General features: G+C 57.9%; 14 protein-coding genes and 1 tRNA gene. 12 read left to right on the top strand and 3 right to left on the bottom strand.

What is annotated here, in order from left to right; genetic code table 11:
* Nucleotides 1-110 precede the first annotated feature (110 nt).
* The 4 genes from ABRP64_RS02775 to ABRP64_RS02790 all read left to right on the top strand — a co-directional run bounded on the left by ABRP64_RS02775 (nucleotide 111) and on the right by ABRP64_RS02790 (nucleotide 4,684).
* Nucleotides 111-1,667 carry a hydroxymethylglutaryl-CoA lyase-like TIM-barrel protein gene (locus ABRP64_RS02775; protein ID WP_284796367.1) on the top strand — a complete coding sequence of 519 codons (1,557 nt, stop codon included), beginning with the start codon at nucleotides 111-113 and terminating at the stop codon, nucleotides 1,665-1,667.
* Nucleotides 1,668-1,669: 2 nt separating this feature from the next.
* Entirely contained in the window at nucleotides 1,670-2,221 is a 552-nt protein-coding gene (gene accB / locus ABRP64_RS02780) for an acetyl-CoA carboxylase biotin carboxyl carrier protein (RefSeq protein ID WP_284784844.1), read from the top strand.
* Between the two features lie 17 nt (nucleotides 2,222-2,238).
* Nucleotides 2,239-3,615, top strand: a complete 1,377-nt coding sequence (gene accC, locus ABRP64_RS02785; RefSeq protein WP_349838240.1) for an acetyl-CoA carboxylase biotin carboxylase subunit — start codon at nucleotides 2,239-2,241, stop codon at nucleotides 3,613-3,615.
* A gap of 145 nt (nucleotides 3,616-3,760) precedes the next feature.
* Nucleotides 3,761-4,684, top strand: coding sequence for a DMT family transporter (locus ABRP64_RS02790; protein ID WP_284850034.1), 924 nt, complete (start codon nucleotides 3,761-3,763; stop codon nucleotides 4,682-4,684).
* Nucleotides 4,685-4,759: 75 nt separating this feature from the next.
* On the opposite strand, the gene ABRP64_RS02795 is transcribed toward ABRP64_RS02790, so the two are convergent.
* Nucleotides 4,760-5,812 carry a PDR/VanB family oxidoreductase gene (locus ABRP64_RS02795; RefSeq protein ID WP_284850033.1) on the bottom strand — a complete coding sequence of 351 codons (1,053 nt, stop codon included), beginning with the start codon at nucleotides 5,810-5,812 and terminating at the stop codon, nucleotides 4,760-4,762.
* Nucleotides 5,813-6,216: 404 nt separating this feature from the next.
* Here ABRP64_RS02795 and ABRP64_RS02800 point away from each other — a divergent pair, with 404 nt between their 5' ends.
* The 5 genes from ABRP64_RS02800 to ABRP64_RS02820 all read left to right on the top strand — a co-directional run bounded on the left by ABRP64_RS02800 (nucleotide 6,217) and on the right by ABRP64_RS02820 (nucleotide 12,336).
* Nucleotides 6,217-7,575 carry an oxygenase MpaB family protein gene (locus ABRP64_RS02800; protein ID WP_284850032.1) on the top strand — a complete coding sequence of 453 codons (1,359 nt, stop codon included), beginning with the start codon at nucleotides 6,217-6,219 and terminating at the stop codon, nucleotides 7,573-7,575.
* Nucleotides 7,576-7,632: 57 nt separating this feature from the next.
* Nucleotides 7,633-9,009 carry an oxygenase MpaB family protein gene (locus ABRP64_RS02805; RefSeq protein ID WP_349865334.1) on the top strand — a complete coding sequence of 459 codons (1,377 nt, stop codon included), beginning with the start codon at nucleotides 7,633-7,635 and terminating at the stop codon, nucleotides 9,007-9,009.
* Nucleotides 9,010-9,042: 33 nt separating this feature from the next.
* Nucleotides 9,043-10,248, top strand: coding sequence for an oxygenase MpaB family protein (locus ABRP64_RS02810; protein ID WP_284853549.1), 1,206 nt, complete (start codon nucleotides 9,043-9,045; stop codon nucleotides 10,246-10,248).
* 122 nt (nucleotides 10,249-10,370) lie between these two features.
* Entirely contained in the window at nucleotides 10,371-11,744 is a 1,374-nt protein-coding gene (locus ABRP64_RS02815; RefSeq protein ID WP_349865336.1) for an NAD-dependent succinate-semialdehyde dehydrogenase, read from the top strand.
* A 265-nt stretch (nucleotides 11,745-12,009) separates the two neighbouring features.
* Nucleotides 12,010-12,336 carry a hypothetical protein gene (locus ABRP64_RS02820; protein WP_284850028.1) on the top strand — a complete coding sequence of 109 codons (327 nt, stop codon included), beginning with the start codon at nucleotides 12,010-12,012 and terminating at the stop codon, nucleotides 12,334-12,336.
* 363 nt (nucleotides 12,337-12,699) lie between these two features.
* On the opposite strand, the gene ABRP64_RS02825 is transcribed toward ABRP64_RS02820, so the two are convergent.
* A tRNA-Asn gene (locus ABRP64_RS02825) sits at nucleotides 12,700-12,772 on the bottom strand.
* Between the two features lie 248 nt (nucleotides 12,773-13,020).
* Between ABRP64_RS02825 and ABRP64_RS02830 the strand changes: the two genes are divergently transcribed.
* The 3 genes from ABRP64_RS02830 (at nucleotide 13,021) to ABRP64_RS02840 (ending at nucleotide 15,342) form a co-directional block, all read left to right on the top strand.
* Nucleotides 13,021-13,737 carry a 6-carboxyhexanoate--CoA ligase gene (locus ABRP64_RS02830; RefSeq protein ID WP_284850104.1) on the top strand — a complete coding sequence of 239 codons (717 nt, stop codon included), beginning with the start codon at nucleotides 13,021-13,023 and terminating at the stop codon, nucleotides 13,735-13,737.
* Nucleotides 13,734-14,903 (top strand): aminotransferase class I/II-fold pyridoxal phosphate-dependent enzyme, encoded by a 1,170-nt coding sequence (locus ABRP64_RS02835; protein ID WP_349865338.1) that lies wholly within the window; start codon nucleotides 13,734-13,736, stop codon nucleotides 14,901-14,903. The genes ABRP64_RS02830 and ABRP64_RS02835 overlap by 4 nt, the downstream gene beginning before the upstream one ends.
* Before the next feature lie 61 nt (nucleotides 14,904-14,964).
* A complete protein-coding gene (locus ABRP64_RS02840) occupies nucleotides 14,965-15,342 on the top strand; it encodes a hypothetical protein (protein ID WP_349865341.1) in 378 nt (125 codons plus the stop codon).
* Between the two features lie 105 nt (nucleotides 15,343-15,447).
* Here the strand turns inward: ABRP64_RS02840 and ABRP64_RS02845 are convergent, their stop codons facing one another.
* Nucleotides 15,448-15,867, bottom strand: coding sequence for an organic hydroperoxide resistance protein (locus ABRP64_RS02845; RefSeq protein ID WP_349865343.1), 420 nt, complete (start codon nucleotides 15,865-15,867; stop codon nucleotides 15,448-15,450).
* Nucleotides 15,868-16,210: the final 343 nt, after the last annotated feature.

Here is a 16,210-nt window from a genome sequence, read left to right on the forward strand (position 1 = left end):
AGCGTGTGAGCCACGACACGGAAGGTTTTCGAAGAGTCTTGAACCACCAAAGTGAACCATCACTGTGAACCAACCGAGTCTTTCCGGAGCCACACCCTAAGGAGGGATTTATGACTGCTCTTAGTCCCGAGGAACTAAGCACAGAAGGCCTCGCCGAAATCATGGCCGCGGGCGGACGCCCAGCCGATAGCGAGCGCAAGATCAACATCATCGATACCACCCTGCGTGATGCGCACCAGAGCATCTGGGCCACCCGCATGACCACGAGCCACATCCTTTCGCTGTTGGATGACATCACCAACGCTGGTTTCGAGCACGTGGACTTGGTAGCGCCCATCCAGTTCGACGTCTCCGTGCGCTACCTCAAGGAAGACCCGTGGGAGCGCGTTCGCCTCGTGCACGAGAACGCCGCGCCGGGCACCAAGTTCCGCGCCCTCATTCGTTCCAAGAACCTGGCTTCCTTCGACTTCCTGCCGGATGACGCCATCTTGAACTGGACCGAGCGCCTCTACGCCAATGGCTTCCGTGTGATCGGCTCCTTCGATGGCTTGAATGACATCGACAACATCGACCAGGGCCTCAAACTGGCCAAGGAACTCGGTGCCGAAACCTTCGGCGCATTGTCCTACTGCTTGAGCCCAGTGCACACCGATGACCTGTACAAGCGGAAGGCCACGGAGCTGCTCGAGCGCACCGATGTAGACCGCATCATGCTGAAGGACGCCGGCGGTCTGCTTACTCCGGACCGTTTGAAGACCCTCATCCCGGCGATCCGCAGCTCCATCGGTGACGTACCGCTCGAGGTTCACACCCACTCGCTGACCGGCCTGTCGCCCCTTTCCTACCTCTTCGCGGCGGAATTGGGCGTGGATTCCATCCACACCTCCATCGCTCCTCTGGCTAATGGCCCGGGACAGCCGGCCACCCAGGCCTTGGTGCGCGACCTTCGCGCACTGGGTTACACGGTGGACGTCGATGATGAGCGCATCGATTCTGCCAGCGAGCGCATTCAGGAAATTGCCGATACGGAAGATAAGCCAGTAGGCGTTCCGCGCGCATTCGATGGCCTGCACTACATGCACCAGCTACCCGGCGGCATGCTTACCAACTTCGAATCCCAGCTGGAAACCGCTGGATTGGGTGACCGCTTCGAAGAGCTGCTGTACGAGGTAGCTCGCGTCCGTGAAGAGCTCGCATACCCCATCATGATTACGCCGTTTGCCCAGTTCGTGGGTACCCAGGCCGTCATGAACGTGATGACGGGTGACCGTTACTCCGTGGTCCCGAACGAGATTAAGAAGTACGCCTTGGGTTACTACGGCGAGCCGCTCGCCCCGCTGGACCCAGACGTGCTGGAGAAGATCATGGCCAACGGTTCCTCCGAAATCACGGAGGAAATCCCAGAACTCAAGCCGGTTCTGCCGGACCTGAAGAAGGCTCACCCGGACGAGGACATCGACACCCTGCTGCTTCGCGTGATGTTCGCCGGCAGCCAGGTCGATGAGATGAAGCGCTTTGTGGCCGAAGGCCGCGGCGGCGAGGGCGAAGGCGTCAAGGGCGGCGTCCTTACCTCCCTGGTACAGCAAATCTACGACTCTTCCGATACCACCGACTTCCACCTCAAGACTTCCGACTTGGAAATCAACCTCACCAAAGGAGAAAAGTAATCATGACTGATTCCACCAACTTGCACGACCTGAAGTCCCTGCTGAAGTGGGCCAACCTTTCTGATGACATCCAAGAGCTGCAGATTAAGTACGGCGATGTCGAGCTCGCGATGTCCCGCACCCCGGGCGGCCTGAACCGTCCGGCGCCGGCTCCGGAAGCCGCTCCGGCCGCAGCTCCAGCAGCAGCACCAGCACAGGAAGCCGCACCGGCTTCCGCGCCTGCCGCTGAGCCTGAGTCCAAGCCTGCTCCTGCACAAGAGGAAGCACCGAAGGAAGAGCCACAGGCTTCCGGCTCCGGTGAGCCGTCCGCAGAGGGCGAGACCGTTAAGGCTCCCATGGTCGGTACCTTCTACGCTGCTCCGAAGCCGGGCGCAGATCCGTTCGTCAAGGTCGGCGACGAGGTCGAGGTTGGCCAGGTGTTGTGCATCGTCGAGGTTATGAAGCTGATGAACAACATCGAGTCCAAGGTTGCCGGCACCGTGAAGGAGATTCTCGTTGATAACGAGGACGCCGTGGAGCACGGCCAGCCCATCATGGTCATCCAGCCGAAGTAATCGACCTGGAGGAAAATATGTCAGATCTATTAGGTAGCGTGCTCATTGCTAACCGCGGTGAGATTGCGCTTCGCATCATTCGCGCCTGCAAGGAATTGGGCATCAAGTCCATCCTTACTTATTCCGAAGGCGATAAGGACTCCTTGCCGGTAAAGCTCGCCGATCAAGCAGTCTGCATCGGCCCAGCGAATGTTTCCAAGAGCTACAACAGCCCCGAGCTGGTTATTTCTGCCGCTATGGCGTACAAAGCGGATGCCATTCACCCTGGCTACGGCTTCTTGTCCGAAAAGCCGGACTTTGTCCGCATGGTGGAAGAAGAAGAGATCGGCTTTGTTGGCCCTTCGGCTGAGCACATCGGCTTGATGGGTGACAAGATCGCAGCTAAGCGCATCGCTAAGTCCGCCGGTGTTCCCACCGTACCGGGCTCCGATGGTGTGGTCACCGAGTTCGACGAGGCGCTTGAGGTTGCCCGCGAGACCGGCTTCCCGCTGCTGATTAAGGCTGCCGCCGGTGGTGGTGGACGCGGTATGCGCGTCGTGGAATCCGAGGACACGCTGGAAAAGGACCTCAACGAGATCATGAACGAGGCTGAGTCCGCGTTCAATGACCCGTCGGTCTACATTGAGCGCTTCTTGACGGATATCCGCCACATCGAGATTCAGGTGCTGGCAGATGGCGAAAATGCCGTCGCTCTGGGAGAGCGCGACTGCACTTCGCAGCGACGCAACCAGAAGCTCATTGAGGAAGGCCCTTCGCCGGTGCTGACTGATGAGCTGCGCCAGGAAATGCAGGAAGCCGCGATTAACCTGTGTAAAGAGGTGAAGTACAAGAACGCCGGAACTATCGAGTTCGTCTTCGATAACACCGAGGATAAGTTCTACTTCATCGAGATGAACACCCGCATCCAGGTTGAGCACCCCGTAACGGAGATGATCACCGGTGTGGACCTCATCAAGGAGCAGTTGCGCATTGCCTCCGGGCAGAAGTTGTCCATCACCCAGGATGATGTGGAGATTCGTGGCCATGCCATCGAGTGCCGCATCAACGCCGAGGATCCGAACCAGAACTTCGCGCCGCGGCCGGGCAAGATCGAACACTACCGCGTGCCAGGTGGTTTCGGTGTGCGCATGGATACCCATATCGAAACGGGCTACACCATTCCGCCGTTCTATGACTCCATGGTGGGCAAGCTCATCGTATGGGCAGAAGACCGCGATGAGGCCATTACCCGTATGCTGCGCGCCATCGACGAGCTGCAGGTAGAAGGCGTTGTCACCACGGCGCCATTCCAGGCCATGCTGTTGGACAGTGAAAAGTTCCGCAGCGGCGAGTTCAACACTGGTTATGTTGCCAAGCTGCTGGAAGGTACCGACTCCATCCCTACGGATGACTAAACCCGGCTCCTTCTAGCGAGAGAGTGCAGGTTCCGCTTTGTGCCGGCCTGCACTCTTTTGCATTTTAAGTCTCTAAAATTACATCTCTATGTCACGCCTAGTCCCAGGCTTTGCTTAGACCCAAACCTGTGGGGAAGGAAAAACAATGTTGGTTATCGCCGCCATGCTGGTCGGCGCCATCGTCCCGGCGCAAACGGCCATTAATACGCGTCTGCGCGAGTCCGTGGGCTCGCCCATCGCCGCCGGGTTCTTCTCCTTCATTATCGGCTTTGCCGTCTCCGCCATCCTCGCGCTCATTGTCACCGGTGATGCGATACCGGACCTAGCGCTGGCGGCTGCGCAACCGTGGTGGGTGTGGCTCGGCGGCTTTATGGGCGTGGCCTTCATCGTGGGAAATATCCTGCTCTTCCCGCGCATCGGCAGCGTAGAGACCGTCATTCTTCCCATCTTGGGCCAGGTAACGATGGGCCTAATTTATGACCTGACCGGCCTCTTTGAATCGCCGTTGGTGCCGGTCGGCCCGCTGCGCGTCCTCGGCGCGCTCATCGTTGTGGGCGGCATCGCCTTGGTATTAGAAATAGGCCGGGGTGCCGTCACCACGCGCGCGCAAGCCACCGGGATTTCGCTGTGGCTGTGGCGTGTCTTCGGTGTGCTCATCGGCATGGGCTCCGCCACCCAAACCGCCGTCAACGGTTACCTGGGAGGTGCGTTGCATAGCCCCATGCCCGCCAGCGTCATTTCCCTGGGCGTTGGAGTGATTCTATTGGCCCTGCTCACCCTGGGGTGGAAGGCTCCCCGTCGTGCCCTTTTGAGCGGTATCGCACCCGGGCCTTGGTGGATGTGGCTCGGCGGTGTGCTCGGCGCGCTCTTTGTGGTGGGAGGCGCGACGCTGTCGCCCATGATCGGCACCGGCACGACGGTTATCGGCTCACTGGTGGGCTCAATCATTTGCGGCCAGGTCATTGAGTCGTTGGGCTGGGGCAATGCCGAGCGCGGCCTGCCGCCGGTACACCGCATCATTGGCTTGGTCTTGGTCATCATCGGTGTGATTATGGTGCGCGCCCTATAGGGAGGTGCTGCGCTTGCCGATGCCCCAATTTTCCCAGCCCAGCTTCCTCGCTCGAGCAGCGTATGGGGGCTGGGTTTATTGCCGCCAGCGCTCCAAGGTGAGCTTGGGGCTTAGCGCGCGGGAGACGCACGGGGCGAAGGCCCCATCGGCATACATTTGCGCGTCATAGACGGAATCGCGGTGATCTGGTTCGCCGTCGACCACGCGCATGATGCAGGTGCTGCACGTGCCTTCCAGGCAGCGCGATTTTACGGGTAGATCGAGTTCCTCAAGGACCTCTAGGACCGTCTTATTCTCTGGGATTTCTACTGTCTCGCCGCAAAATTCTACTTCGAACGGGCCGTCGCCGGCTCCGGCGTTTTTCTCACCGGACAGTGCTTTTAGATCGGGGTGGAAGTTCTCCCAGTGAAAAGCGTGCTCGGGTAAATACTCGAGCGCGACTTCTTTCGCGGAATCCATGAAACCTTGCGGGCCGCAGACATAAAAGGCCGTCTCCTTCGGCGCTTGGCCCAGCAGATGCCGGTAGATATCTGCCTGCTTTTCGCGTGATCGGCCAAAGACCTCAATGAGCTTATCGCCGCAGGTTTCGCGCAATTGCTCGAGCAGCACCGCATGGTGTTCATCGCGTGCGAAAAAGAGCACGATATACGGCTTGTTCTCGCGCTCGAGGGATTGGGCCATCGAGAGCATGGGGGTAATGCCCACGCCGGCGCCAACCAAGACGTAGTAGCCGGCGTGTGCCACGAGCTCGAAGTTATTAAATGCCTGCGAGATTTCAAAGCTATCTCCGCAGCGCAGTTTGAGCATCGCAATCGATCCACCCGTGGAGTTTTCCTCCCGCTTTACCGCGACGCCGTACGTTGGCCGTTTTTGTTGGCCAGCGGCAGGAGTAGAGGAATCGGTCAGCTCAAAAACCGAGTATTGCCGGGTAAGCATCTCGCCATTTGCTCCCGGGAGGGTGATATCGACGTGGCAACCGGGGGAGTATTCAGCAAGCGGAGCATCACCGTCCAGCGAAAATTCGATGACCGCAAGGTCATCGGCTACGGCGGTGACGTTTTGCACCGTGGCGGTGGTGGAGGGGGCATCGGCAAGCTGGGGTGCAGGTTGGGAAGGAGAACTAGGCATAGGGGTGAATAGACCTCGCTTTCGTGGCTGTGGTTCATTGCCAATTCACTGTATGTAATGCACGTCATGGTACAGCCTAAAGGGAGATACAGGTTACAAAAGCGTTCGCATAGCGGACACGTGTGCGCTTAGTACACCTATATGGGGTGAGCAGGCAAAAGGTTTGCAAAATCTGCCAAGGTTGCCATTTTTGCTATTTGCGCAGGAGAGGATAGGTGCTGTGAAGGCGGGTGTAGCGGCGGTTCTGACGCCCGGTAATTTCCTGGAAAATTGGATACAAAATTCATTGCAGTGGAGGGCAATGTCTCTATAGGCTTACGGACACAGCTAGATGGTGAACTAGACCACATAATCAGGAAATGTGTGTGGTGTAGCACCAAGATTGGAAAGGTTGTTCACTCCCCATGACTGCTCCTACCGAAACTCGGACGGAACCAAAGGTTCTGCCCATGTCCGATAATCCCTATGAGGATTTCCGCTACTTCTACCGCGATGGCATGGATCTCCGCCCATCGCCGAAGCGCCGCGTGGACAAGCCCGGCTGGTCCACCTTGCGCCACAATATCTTTGACCACTGGCACACCGTCCACGATGAGTGGGAAGGTTACGACACCCCGCAAACGCGTTTGCTCGATGATCACATGTGGCAAACCGATGAGCAGGGTGCCGCTTTGGCGGAGTCCTTCCGCCGCGATGGCGCAAAGGAATCGCGCGCCAAATTTGAGCAGGCGCTGAATGAAGGAATCGAGACCGTTGAGGATCCATCACCGGAATTGGTGGCCTTCTTCGAACAGGTCGATAATATCCCAGACTGGATCGACCTCGAAGCCGCTGAGCGCGGGCGCGTAGCCTATTACAACGCCACCCCGAGCGCGGACCTTCTCACCTTCAACTTTGGCTACTGGGCCACCACCATGGAAGACCGTACCTCTGCGGCAACGGGTGAGACCGGGATGTTCGAGTTTAAGGCGATGCAACGTGCACTGGAGACCTCCAAGTTCTTCGTGGACTTGGGTAAACAGGACGTCTTCGACCGCTTTGGGGAAGGCCGCAAGTCCGCAGTCCACGTCCGCCTTCTGCATGCCCAGGCAAACCGCGGTTTGGAAAAGCTTTGGGGCAAGGAGCACTATAACGAATTTGGCCGCCCCATCGGTTCTAGCTTCTTGGTCTCCGGCGAAGGTTGGTTCGCGCTCATGCCGCTGGCCATCGACGAGCTTTTCGGACGCCCCCACTCCGGCCAGGACTGGGACGACGTCGCGCAGTACTGGGCATATGTGCTGTACATGATGGGCGGGGAAGAGCGCATCATCCCCAAGACCGGCGATGAGATGCGTAAGATGACTGACTTCATCTACGCAAACGGCGGGCGTTCTTCGACGTACCACCAGCGGGTGGCTACGGCACTGATGTCCATCGTGGAACAGATGAATCCGGACCTGCCACTAGAAATGTTGGGCTCGCTGGCCACGCTGGTGGGAGAAGAGGACACCAAGTTCATGGTGGAAGGAACTCGCTGGGCCGATATGGACTTTTCCCAGGCGGCCAAAGACTTCGAAGCCAAGGCGCGCGCGGAGGCAAAGGAAGCCCGCGAAGCCGATGAAAAACCCGGTGCGGAGGAATACAAGAAGCACAACGCCGCGCAAGGTCGCCCGCTGTGGATCAATGCGTTGGAAGAAGTGCAAGAGCACATCAATAACCATGAGCCAGACGTCAAGGCGGAGTGGACTCTGCACGATGACTCCAAGGAAGCCCGCCGGAACTAGCCTCTGCGCTTGCTGCTAGTTACCAAGGCCTAATAATAAGAAAGGGAATAAAACACAATGACTGCTCCCACAGATACTTCTGACGTTGCCAACACGTCGCAGGCGGAACCGAAGGTTCTGCCCATGTCCGATAATCCCTATGAGGATTTCCGCTACTTCTACCGCGATGGCATGGACCTGCGCCCGGCGCCGAAGCGTCGCACCGCGACGCCAGGCTGGTCGGAGCTTCGGCACAATGTCTTTGACTCCTGGCACACGGTAGAAGATGAGTGGGCAGGCTACCACAGCCTGCAAACCAAGCTTCTCGATGACCACATGTGGCAGACCGACGAGACCGGCGAAAAGCTGGCGGAGGCCTTCCGCCGCGACGGTGCCAAGGAATCGCGCGCCAAGTTTGAGCAGGCGCTCAACCACGGCATCGAGACGGTAGAGGACCCGGCCCCGGAACTGGTGGACTTCTTTAAAGAGGTAGACCGCATTCCGGAGTGGCTGGATCTCGAGGCCGCAGAGCGCGGCCGCGTGGCCTACTACAACGTCACACGCACCTCAGAGGTTCTGGCTATTGCCTTCGCGTACTGGGCCACCACGATGGAGGACCGCACGTCGGCGGCCACGGGTGAGACCGGGATGTTCGAGTTCAAGGCCATGCAGCGCTCTATTGAAACTGCGCAATTCTTCACGGACTTGGGCAAGAAGGACGTCTTTGACCGCTTCGGTGAAGGCCGCAAGGCTGCCGTGCGCGTGCGCCTGCTGCATTCCCAGGCCAATCGCGGTTTGGAGAAGATGTGGGGCAAGGAGCACTACAACGAATTCGGCCGGCCAATCGGCTCCAGCTTCCTGGTCTCCGGTGAGGGATGGTTCGGGATGATGCCGTTGGCCATCGACGAGCGCTTTGGCCGCCCGCACTCCGGCCAAGACTGGGATGATGTGGCCCAGTACTGGGGATATATCCTTTATATGATGGGTGCTGAAGAGCGTCTCATCCCCAAGACCGGCGATGAAATGCGCAAGATGACGGATTATATCTACGCCAATGGCGGATATTCTTCCACCTACCATGAGCGCGTTGCCACCGCGTTGATGAGCATTCTCGAAACCATCCACCCGCTGGTCCCCAATGTGGCTTTGGGTGCGCTGACCACCATCTGCGGTGTGGAAGACACCAAGTTTATGGTCAAGGGCACGCGTTGGGAAAAGGTGAACCTCAAGCCGTGGGCCCTGCTCTATCAGGGGGCAGCGCGGGCAGAGGCCAAGGCTGCCCGCCTGCGGGACAAGCTGCCGGGTGCGCAAAAAGCAAAGATTAAGCGCGCTAATAAGAATAAGCCGCCATGGTCCGATGTCACCGCGGTGATTAAGGCGCACATCGCGAAAAACGAGCCAGAGACCAAGTCCGATTACACGCTGCACGATGACTCTAAAGAAGCTCGCAGCTAACCCATCTCCACAACATTCTCAGAGGAGAACACCATGACCACCAATATGTCCCTAGGCACCGTAGGCGAGTGGCCTGCCGGTCGCGGCGATAAGGAAGAATTCATCGCCTCCTTTGGCAAAGAGCGCGCTGACCGCTACCACGAGGCTTTCTGGAAGATGGACCCAGTAGCCGATGCGCTATTTACCAGCGGCCACACCGTCAAGGAAATCATGCCTAACCTGCGCGATGCCCTCGCTCGCGGTACCGCGAACGAGGACACCTTGCCAGAGGTTGCTGCCCTCATCGAGGACATGACCAAGGCCCTCGACGGCATCGATGCAGAGAAGTTGGAGCGCGGGCGCCGCGTCTACTTGTCCATCCCGCCGCTCAGCCACGGCCTGGCGCTGGGCCCGGGCTCGCTGGTCCACACCTATTCTACCCCGGCGATTGCAGACTTGCTGGTCAATACCGGTGAGCTTACTGATGGCGCCGTCAAGCGCCTTGCCTACACCACCAACTGGACGTATTCGCTCTACCTGCCGGATGCCCTGCAGCCTGGTGGCGAGGGTTTCATGCACACCGGCATGGTGCGCGCCATCCACGCACACGTGCGGCGCGTGCACACCCGCAAGGAACTGGACTACTCCCACTACGGTGCGCCGATCAGCGAGTTCGACATGCTGCGCACCTGGTTCGACTTCACCTATATTCCGTACGCCGGCCTGCGAAACATGGGGTGGAAGCTCACCGCGGAGGAAGAGAAGGACGCGTTCTACCTGTGGAAGATCGCCGGTCGCATGCTGGGCATTTCTACGGACCTTTTCGAAGGCGAAGATGGGGTAGAGGCTTCCCAGAAGACCATGGACGCCATCCACACCGTCGACGGCGAGATCAACGAGTCGGCCCGCAAGCTCGTCGATGCCCTCATGCACGGATTCGTCGTCAATGCTAAGGAACTCACGGGTATGCCCGATGACACCTTGGCGGACTGGACCGCTGCACACGTGCGCATCATTCACGGCGATGAGGTCGCCGATGCCTGCGGCGTGGACAACTCCGTGATGCGCCCCATCCTGGAAATGCAGGCTCCGCTGGTGCAAGAGCGCTTTGACCTCCTCCGCCAAGATCCGGAGGCGCTCGAGGCGGAAATCCAAAAGAATGAGGAGGCGGTGCGCCAGATGCTCACCCGCGATGCCACCTATATGAAGCAGGATGAGGGCATCAAGATGAAGGACGGCTCGGTCGTCGCGGCCTCCTAAAAGAATCCCCATTTTCATGGGTGACACGTCAATAGAACTTGAGTATTCTTGTGGGCAGGCGCACACGAAGCGTGTTCGCCACCACAGTGATTCCAAGAAACCAATTAGAAAGGGATCCATTAATGTCTAAGGATTTTGCGGTAACTAACCCCGCTACCAATGAAGTAGTAGAGAAATTCGACACCCTTACCAATGAGCAGGTGCAAGAGGTTCTGGCTAAGTCCAACGAGGCTTTCCAGACCTGGCGCGAGACCCCAATTGAGGAGCGCGCCAAGATTGTGTCCCGCGCAGCGGAACTGCTCAAGGAGCGCAAGGGCGAGCTGGCCAAGATTGCCGCACAGGAGATGGGTAAGTCCACCCCAGAAGGCGAGTGGGAAATTAACTTTTCCGGCGACATCCTGCAGTTCTACGCAGACAACGCCCCAGAGCACAACAAGGACCAGCCGGTTGACGTGCCAGGCGGCAAGGCCACCCTCCGCCGCCTGCCCATTGGTACCCTGCTGGGCATCATGCCGTGGAACTACCCCTTCTACCAGGTCGCCCGCTTCGCTGGTCCGAACCTGATGAACGGCAACTGCATCATCTTGAAGCACGCCGAAATTACCCCGAAGTCCGCTGCAGCCATCGAGGAGATCTTCCGCGAGGCTGGCCTGCCAGAGGGCGTGTACATCAACGTATACGCCGACCACAAGCAGATTGAAGAGATCATCGGAGACAAGCGCGTTCAGGGCGTATCCCTGACCGGTTCCGAGCGCGCCGGTGCCGCCGTGGCCGAGATCGCCGGCCGCAACCTGAAGAAGGTTGTGCTGGAGCTTGGCAGCACCGACCCCTACATCATCCTGGATGCAGCCGATGTCACCAAGGCTGCCGAGGAAGCTTGGGTCAAGCGCATCGAGAACGTTGGCCAGGCTTGCACCTCCAACAAGCGCATCATCGTCATGGAAGACATCTACGACGAGTTCGTCGATGAAATGGTCCGCATTGCTGAGGGTATGAAGCAGGCTGACCCAACCCAGCCGGGCGAGAACCAGTACTACCCAATGTCCTCCCGCGAAGCCGCAGAGAACTTGGACAAGCAGGTCAAGACCGCTGTGGACAACGGCGCTAAGGTTCGCACTGGCGGCAACCTGCACGAGACCGCTGCGTACTACGAGCCGACCGTGCTTACCGATGTCCCCGTTGGTTCCGACTCCTACTACGAAGAGTTCTTCGGCCCAGTAGCAGAGATCTACAAGGTTTCCTCCGAGAAGGAAGCCGTAGAGCTGGCCAACAACTCCAACTACGGCCTGGGCGGTGCCGTCTTCTCCGATGACACCGAGCGCGCCACCAAGGTTGCTGACCAGATCGAGACCGGCATGATTCACGTCAACTTGGGCCAGTACTTCTCCCCAGTACTGCCATTCGGTGGCGTTAAGAACTCCGGCTTCGGCCGCGAGCTCTCCGTCTTTGCACTGGACGAGTTCGTGAACAAGCAGTACCTCTACATCAACGACTAATTACTCGTTGACGCTCACTCAGCGCTCCCTGAGCCTGCGGCGAGTGCATAGAGTGCAGTAGGGAAGGGGCCTAGCCTTGATGGGCTAGGCCCCTTTTCCTGTCCCCGTTGTGCTTAACCCGCATCTTCCGCAACCCTCTGAACTCAAGCTGTGTGGCGCATGCGAAAAATCCCGCTCAGCGCGATGCTGGGCGGGATGTACTGTGCTCCTCCAACCGGGTTCGAACAAGTTACAGTGATAAGCCAACAAGAGGTGGTGAGGCGTCGTGTCGACTAGTGCAGGAATTACTACCGATGCTCCCGTTGGTCGGGTGCTGACGATTTTGTCTGATATTGATAGGGTGCGTGAACTCGCTTATGACAATGATCGGGACTGCTACCGATTCGTTATGGATGGCGGGGCTTCGGCTACGTTGTCCGAAGAACTAAAAATCTTCGACGATGAAATCGAGACTTGTTTCGCCATTTATGAGTCAGAGGATTTAAGTGCACAGCGTTTTTTGTTTGATGTTCTTTCTAGCTTGTTGAACTTTCGGGTAACCATGTTCGCACCTGATTCTGATGAAGTGGTGGCGGAGTCAAACGGCTACTAACGAAAAGCCTCCGCTAATCTAATCTGAATCTTTTGGGATTGCCCGCAAATCGTGGACACGTAGTGGAGCTACCTAGTGGTTAGGCGGCTATTTCTTTTCTGCTGGTGGTTGGGCCTGACTCCCGACGTGTCCACTTTCTGGGGGTTAGGCCTCTTAGGCCGCACCCGATTACCAGCAGCCCGCAATCCGCAGGGCGCGCCCATCGACAGGCCCCAAATGCCGAGCCGCCACCGGCAAAACGATCATGCAATTCCACGACATGCACGACAGGAAACCGCCCTAAACCACCCGAAACTGCCCAGTAAACGAAAATGATGAAACCCCTCCCACCGGCGTTTTGCAGGTAAAAGGGGGCTAAGAAAGCTCCTCCAACTGGGCTCGAACCAGTGACCCTTCGATTAACAGTCGAATGCTCTGCCAACTGAGCTATGGAGGAATATTCATGTTGTACTTCGAACGTGTCGTTCTCTGTGCAACGAGAATTAACTATATAGCCTAACGCCGTTTTCACACAAATCGCCTGGTTAGCGGGAAAAATAGGGCTGTGGAACGTGGGGTGAGGAGACATCGGCAAGCGCATTGCTTGTGCGTTCCTATGTTGGAACCAAGACCTGGAGTTTGGCCGAGTCCCGCTAGTTTTCCCTTTTCCTGAACACCGTTCAATACGTCCGGTACCCTCAGATTATGACTTATTTCTCAGTGCGAATGCGGTCTGATTCCGCAGGCCAGCACATTTCGGGAGCAGAGCGAATTGTCAGGGAACACGAGGTTCCGGCGGTCTGTGCGGCGTTATCCGAGCGTGCTTTGGCGCACCCGAAGGGAATGGCGGAAAGTACCTTCATCACTGTGGAGGCTTTGACTGAGTCCGATATTCTGCACGTCCCTTCCGTAGGAGTAAAAGAAGAAGCGGTGCAATCGCCCTCGCAGGCTAGGGACGTCATCGAGGAACTATTGCGCCCCATGACCGCTCATTCCCAGGTAGTCATTGAAGAGACGTTTACCGCTAGGAATATGCGCGGTGCGATGCTGATTGCAGCCGATACAGGTAAGCGCTGCGAGCCAGACGCACAGCGCGGCGTCCGCGTGAGCCACATGGACGCGCACAATGCTCAAGACGCGGCTTTCAAAGGCAAGGACGCGGCCCGTGAGGCCATCGTTCTTGCGAGCAAGGTAGCCGCGCACCCCGATGTTCTAGCAGAGGTCTGTGTGTCTGATGACCCGGCCTATACCACCGGTTACGTCTGCATAGATGACACGTACCACCGCCTTCCACGCATTAAAGAGCCTGGATCGGATGAGGGAGCGCGGGCCTTCATCATCAAACCAGGCGCCGATATTGAAGCGTTGATTGATTATCTGGAAAACCGCGCCGTACTCGTGGATTTTGGGGCAGAAAAGTGAACGAGAGCCTAGAACAAGTCGCATCTGCGCGCCTGGACAAGTGGCGAGAAGACGGCCTGTGGCGCAGCCCTTCGGTTTTTGGAAGTGGACAAGTGCCGGAAAGCTCCTTGCGGACGGCCGCCGGGAAGACAGCCAAAGACGCGGTGCTCTTTAGCTCGTCGAATTACCTGGGCCTGGCAGAGCATCCGGAGATTAAAAGCGCCGTAAAGGACAGCGTTGATCACTACGGCGCAGGTTCAGGCGGCTCGCGACTGACCACCGGTACGTCTGAATTACACGTTGCGGTAGAGGCTGCTGCGGCCCGGCTGACTGGGTATCCAGACTCGGTGTTCTTTGCCACCGGGTATCAGGCCAATCTATCGACGTTGCAGGCGTTGGCCTCGCCCGAGCTCACCATTATTTCCGATGCGCGCAACCACGCCAGCATCATCGATGGCTGCCGGCTCGCAAAGGCGAGTGGCTCCTCCCTCTTCGTTACGGCGCACCGCGATACCTGCGCTGTGGAAGATGCCTTGGCTAACAGGACCACCAAGTATGCCTTGGTTATTACCGATGGCCTCTTTTCCATGGACGGGGTGCTTGCACCCTTGCCTGAGCTATCGCGGGTGGCGCGCAAATACGGCGCCTGGCTTATGGTCGATGATGCTCATTCATTCGGCACCGTCGGTGACCGCGGCTTTGGCCTCCCAGAATATTTCGGCGTCCAGCCCGATATCCAACTTATTACCGCTAGCAAGGCGCTTGGTGCTGAAGGTGGGCTCGTTGCAACGAGTAAGCCGGTGGCGCAGCTCTTGCGGCAACAAGCCCGGTCCTTCGTGTTTTCGACCTCGCCCACGCCAGCCACCTCTGCCGCTGTGCTTGCGGCGCTAAAACTCATTGAGTCTGATCCCAGCCTGGTTAGCCAACTGCAGGAGAATATTGCTTATTGGCACAACACACGCGGTACTACGCCAAAGCAAGGGCCGATTATCCCTGTGCACGTGGGCGATGAGGCCGCCGCGATGGACGCTAGCGCCGCACTGCTGGGGCACGGATTTATCGTCCCTGCAATCCGATGGCCTACTGTTGCACGAGGCGCTGCGATTCTCCGTGTTACCCTCATGGCAACTCACACGCGGGCGCAGATCGATGCTCTTTGTACAGAACTTCAACAGCTGGGATTATAATAAAACGCTCGGTGAGTGCGTCCAAGGAACGGGGTTCTCGTCGCATACACTGGCAGGCATTATGAGCAGCTTCATCATTGACTATTCTTGGCTCCACGAGCTGGTGCTGTACGGGCGTGACGCCGAGCTATCTGCTGCAATTATCGGCAACTGGGACATTATTGAAGCCATATGGGACTTGGAGGAAAAGTACTCCCTGGATGACTCCAGTTTCTTTGGCGGCGATAATTGGGTTGCGCGCTTTGAGTCGGGCCTCGATGGTGGACCCTTGGATGTGGAGCTATTGGACGAAGAAGATACTTCAGTGATGCTCGAGCTCTCCGTTACTGGTAACGATGAAGAGACTATGGAGCACGCGCTTATCGATGCCACCGAGACCATCACCTGGCACTTCTCCGACTGGGGCTTCGAGGATATAGAGCGGACCGCGGTGCAGTGAGCACAGCTGTAGATAATGGCGTGGAAAAGGGGCCTCGGCATGGCGATGGGTCATGACCGAGGCCCCAAAATTTGGTAGGCTGTTTAGCTACGCTGACTCAACGAGTTAGTCCTGCGCGACGGTGACGTTGACGTCGATATTGCTGCGGGTGGCATTGGAGTAGGGGCAGACCTGGTGGGCGGCATCGGCAAGCTCTTGTGCCTTGTCGTGCTCCTGGGCTGGAATGATGACTTCGAGCTCAACGGCGAGCTTGAAGCCCTCGCCTTCCTTGCCAATGGACACGCGGGCGCCTACGGAGGAATCGCCCAACTCAGCCTTCTCGCTGCGAGCTACCGCCTGCAGGGCGGAGTGGAAGCAAGCGGCATAACCAGCGGCGAAGAGCTGCTCCGGGTTGGCTCCATTGCCGTCGCCACCCATTTCCTTCGGGGTGGCCATATTGAAATCAAGGTCAGAATTTTGCACTACGGCGCGGCCATCGCGGCCTGCTCCGGTAGCGAGTGCTTCAGTGGTGTAAAGGGCGTCCATGATTACTCCTTCTCTAAAGTAATTTTCGTACGTGTAACGAGTACAGTCGCCGATTGTACTCAGAATTCTTACCCGTGTTTTTCGAGGTCAACGAAGTGAGGGGCATCAGGAAGGGATAGAAAAGGCAGTATGACTCAGCATGCGCCGCAGACCTACTCAACCCGCGTCGGGGGAGTGGGCGCTCCTTCTGGTGGAAGTACCTTGGGGTAGCGCTTCGATTGGCTGGATTCTCAACACATCGTGAGGACGGCGAAGACAACACATTTGGGGATGCGGACATTTTTTAGGACTATTCAGAGTAGCAGCTTGCGTCGGCGTTGATTGATGCTTAATCCGCCGAACT

It is taken from the genome of Corynebacterium sp. KPL4015 (assembly GCF_040225725.1).
GTDB lineage: Bacteria > Actinomycetota > Actinomycetes > Mycobacteriales > Mycobacteriaceae > Corynebacterium > Corynebacterium rhinophilum.

Excerpts from the sequence above, each read along its gene's own strand:
- ABRP64_RS02795 (WP_284850033.1), bottom strand. The coding sequence starts at position 5,812 with ATGCCTAGTTCTCCTTCCCAACCTGCACCCCAGCTTGCCGATGCCCCC.
- ABRP64_RS02810 (WP_284853549.1), top strand. The coding sequence starts at position 9,043 with ATGACCACCAATATGTCCCTAGGCACCGTAGGCGAGTGGCCTGCCGGT.
- ABRP64_RS02775 (WP_284796367.1), top strand. The coding sequence starts at position 111 with ATGACTGCTCTTAGTCCCGAGGAACTAAGCACAGAAGGCCTCGCCGAA.
- accC (WP_349838240.1), top strand. The coding sequence starts at position 2,239 with ATGTCAGATCTATTAGGTAGCGTGCTCATTGCTAACCGCGGTGAGATT.
- accB (WP_284784844.1), top strand. The coding sequence starts at position 1,670 with ATGACTGATTCCACCAACTTGCACGACCTGAAGTCCCTGCTGAAGTGG.
- ABRP64_RS02815 (WP_349865336.1), top strand. The coding sequence starts at position 10,371 with ATGTCTAAGGATTTTGCGGTAACTAACCCCGCTACCAATGAAGTAGTA.
- ABRP64_RS02830 (WP_284850104.1), top strand. The coding sequence starts at position 13,021 with ATGACTTATTTCTCAGTGCGAATGCGGTCTGATTCCGCAGGCCAGCAC.
- ABRP64_RS02845 (WP_349865343.1), bottom strand. The coding sequence starts at position 15,867 with ATGGACGCCCTTTACACCACTGAAGCACTCGCTACCGGAGCAGGCCGC.
- ABRP64_RS02800 (WP_284850032.1), top strand. The coding sequence starts at position 6,217 with ATGACTGCTCCTACCGAAACTCGGACGGAACCAAAGGTTCTGCCCATG.
- ABRP64_RS02840 (WP_349865341.1), top strand. The coding sequence starts at position 14,965 with ATGAGCAGCTTCATCATTGACTATTCTTGGCTCCACGAGCTGGTGCTG.
- ABRP64_RS02805 (WP_349865334.1), top strand. The coding sequence starts at position 7,633 with ATGACTGCTCCCACAGATACTTCTGACGTTGCCAACACGTCGCAGGCG.
- ABRP64_RS02790 (WP_284850034.1), top strand. The coding sequence starts at position 3,761 with ATGTTGGTTATCGCCGCCATGCTGGTCGGCGCCATCGTCCCGGCGCAA.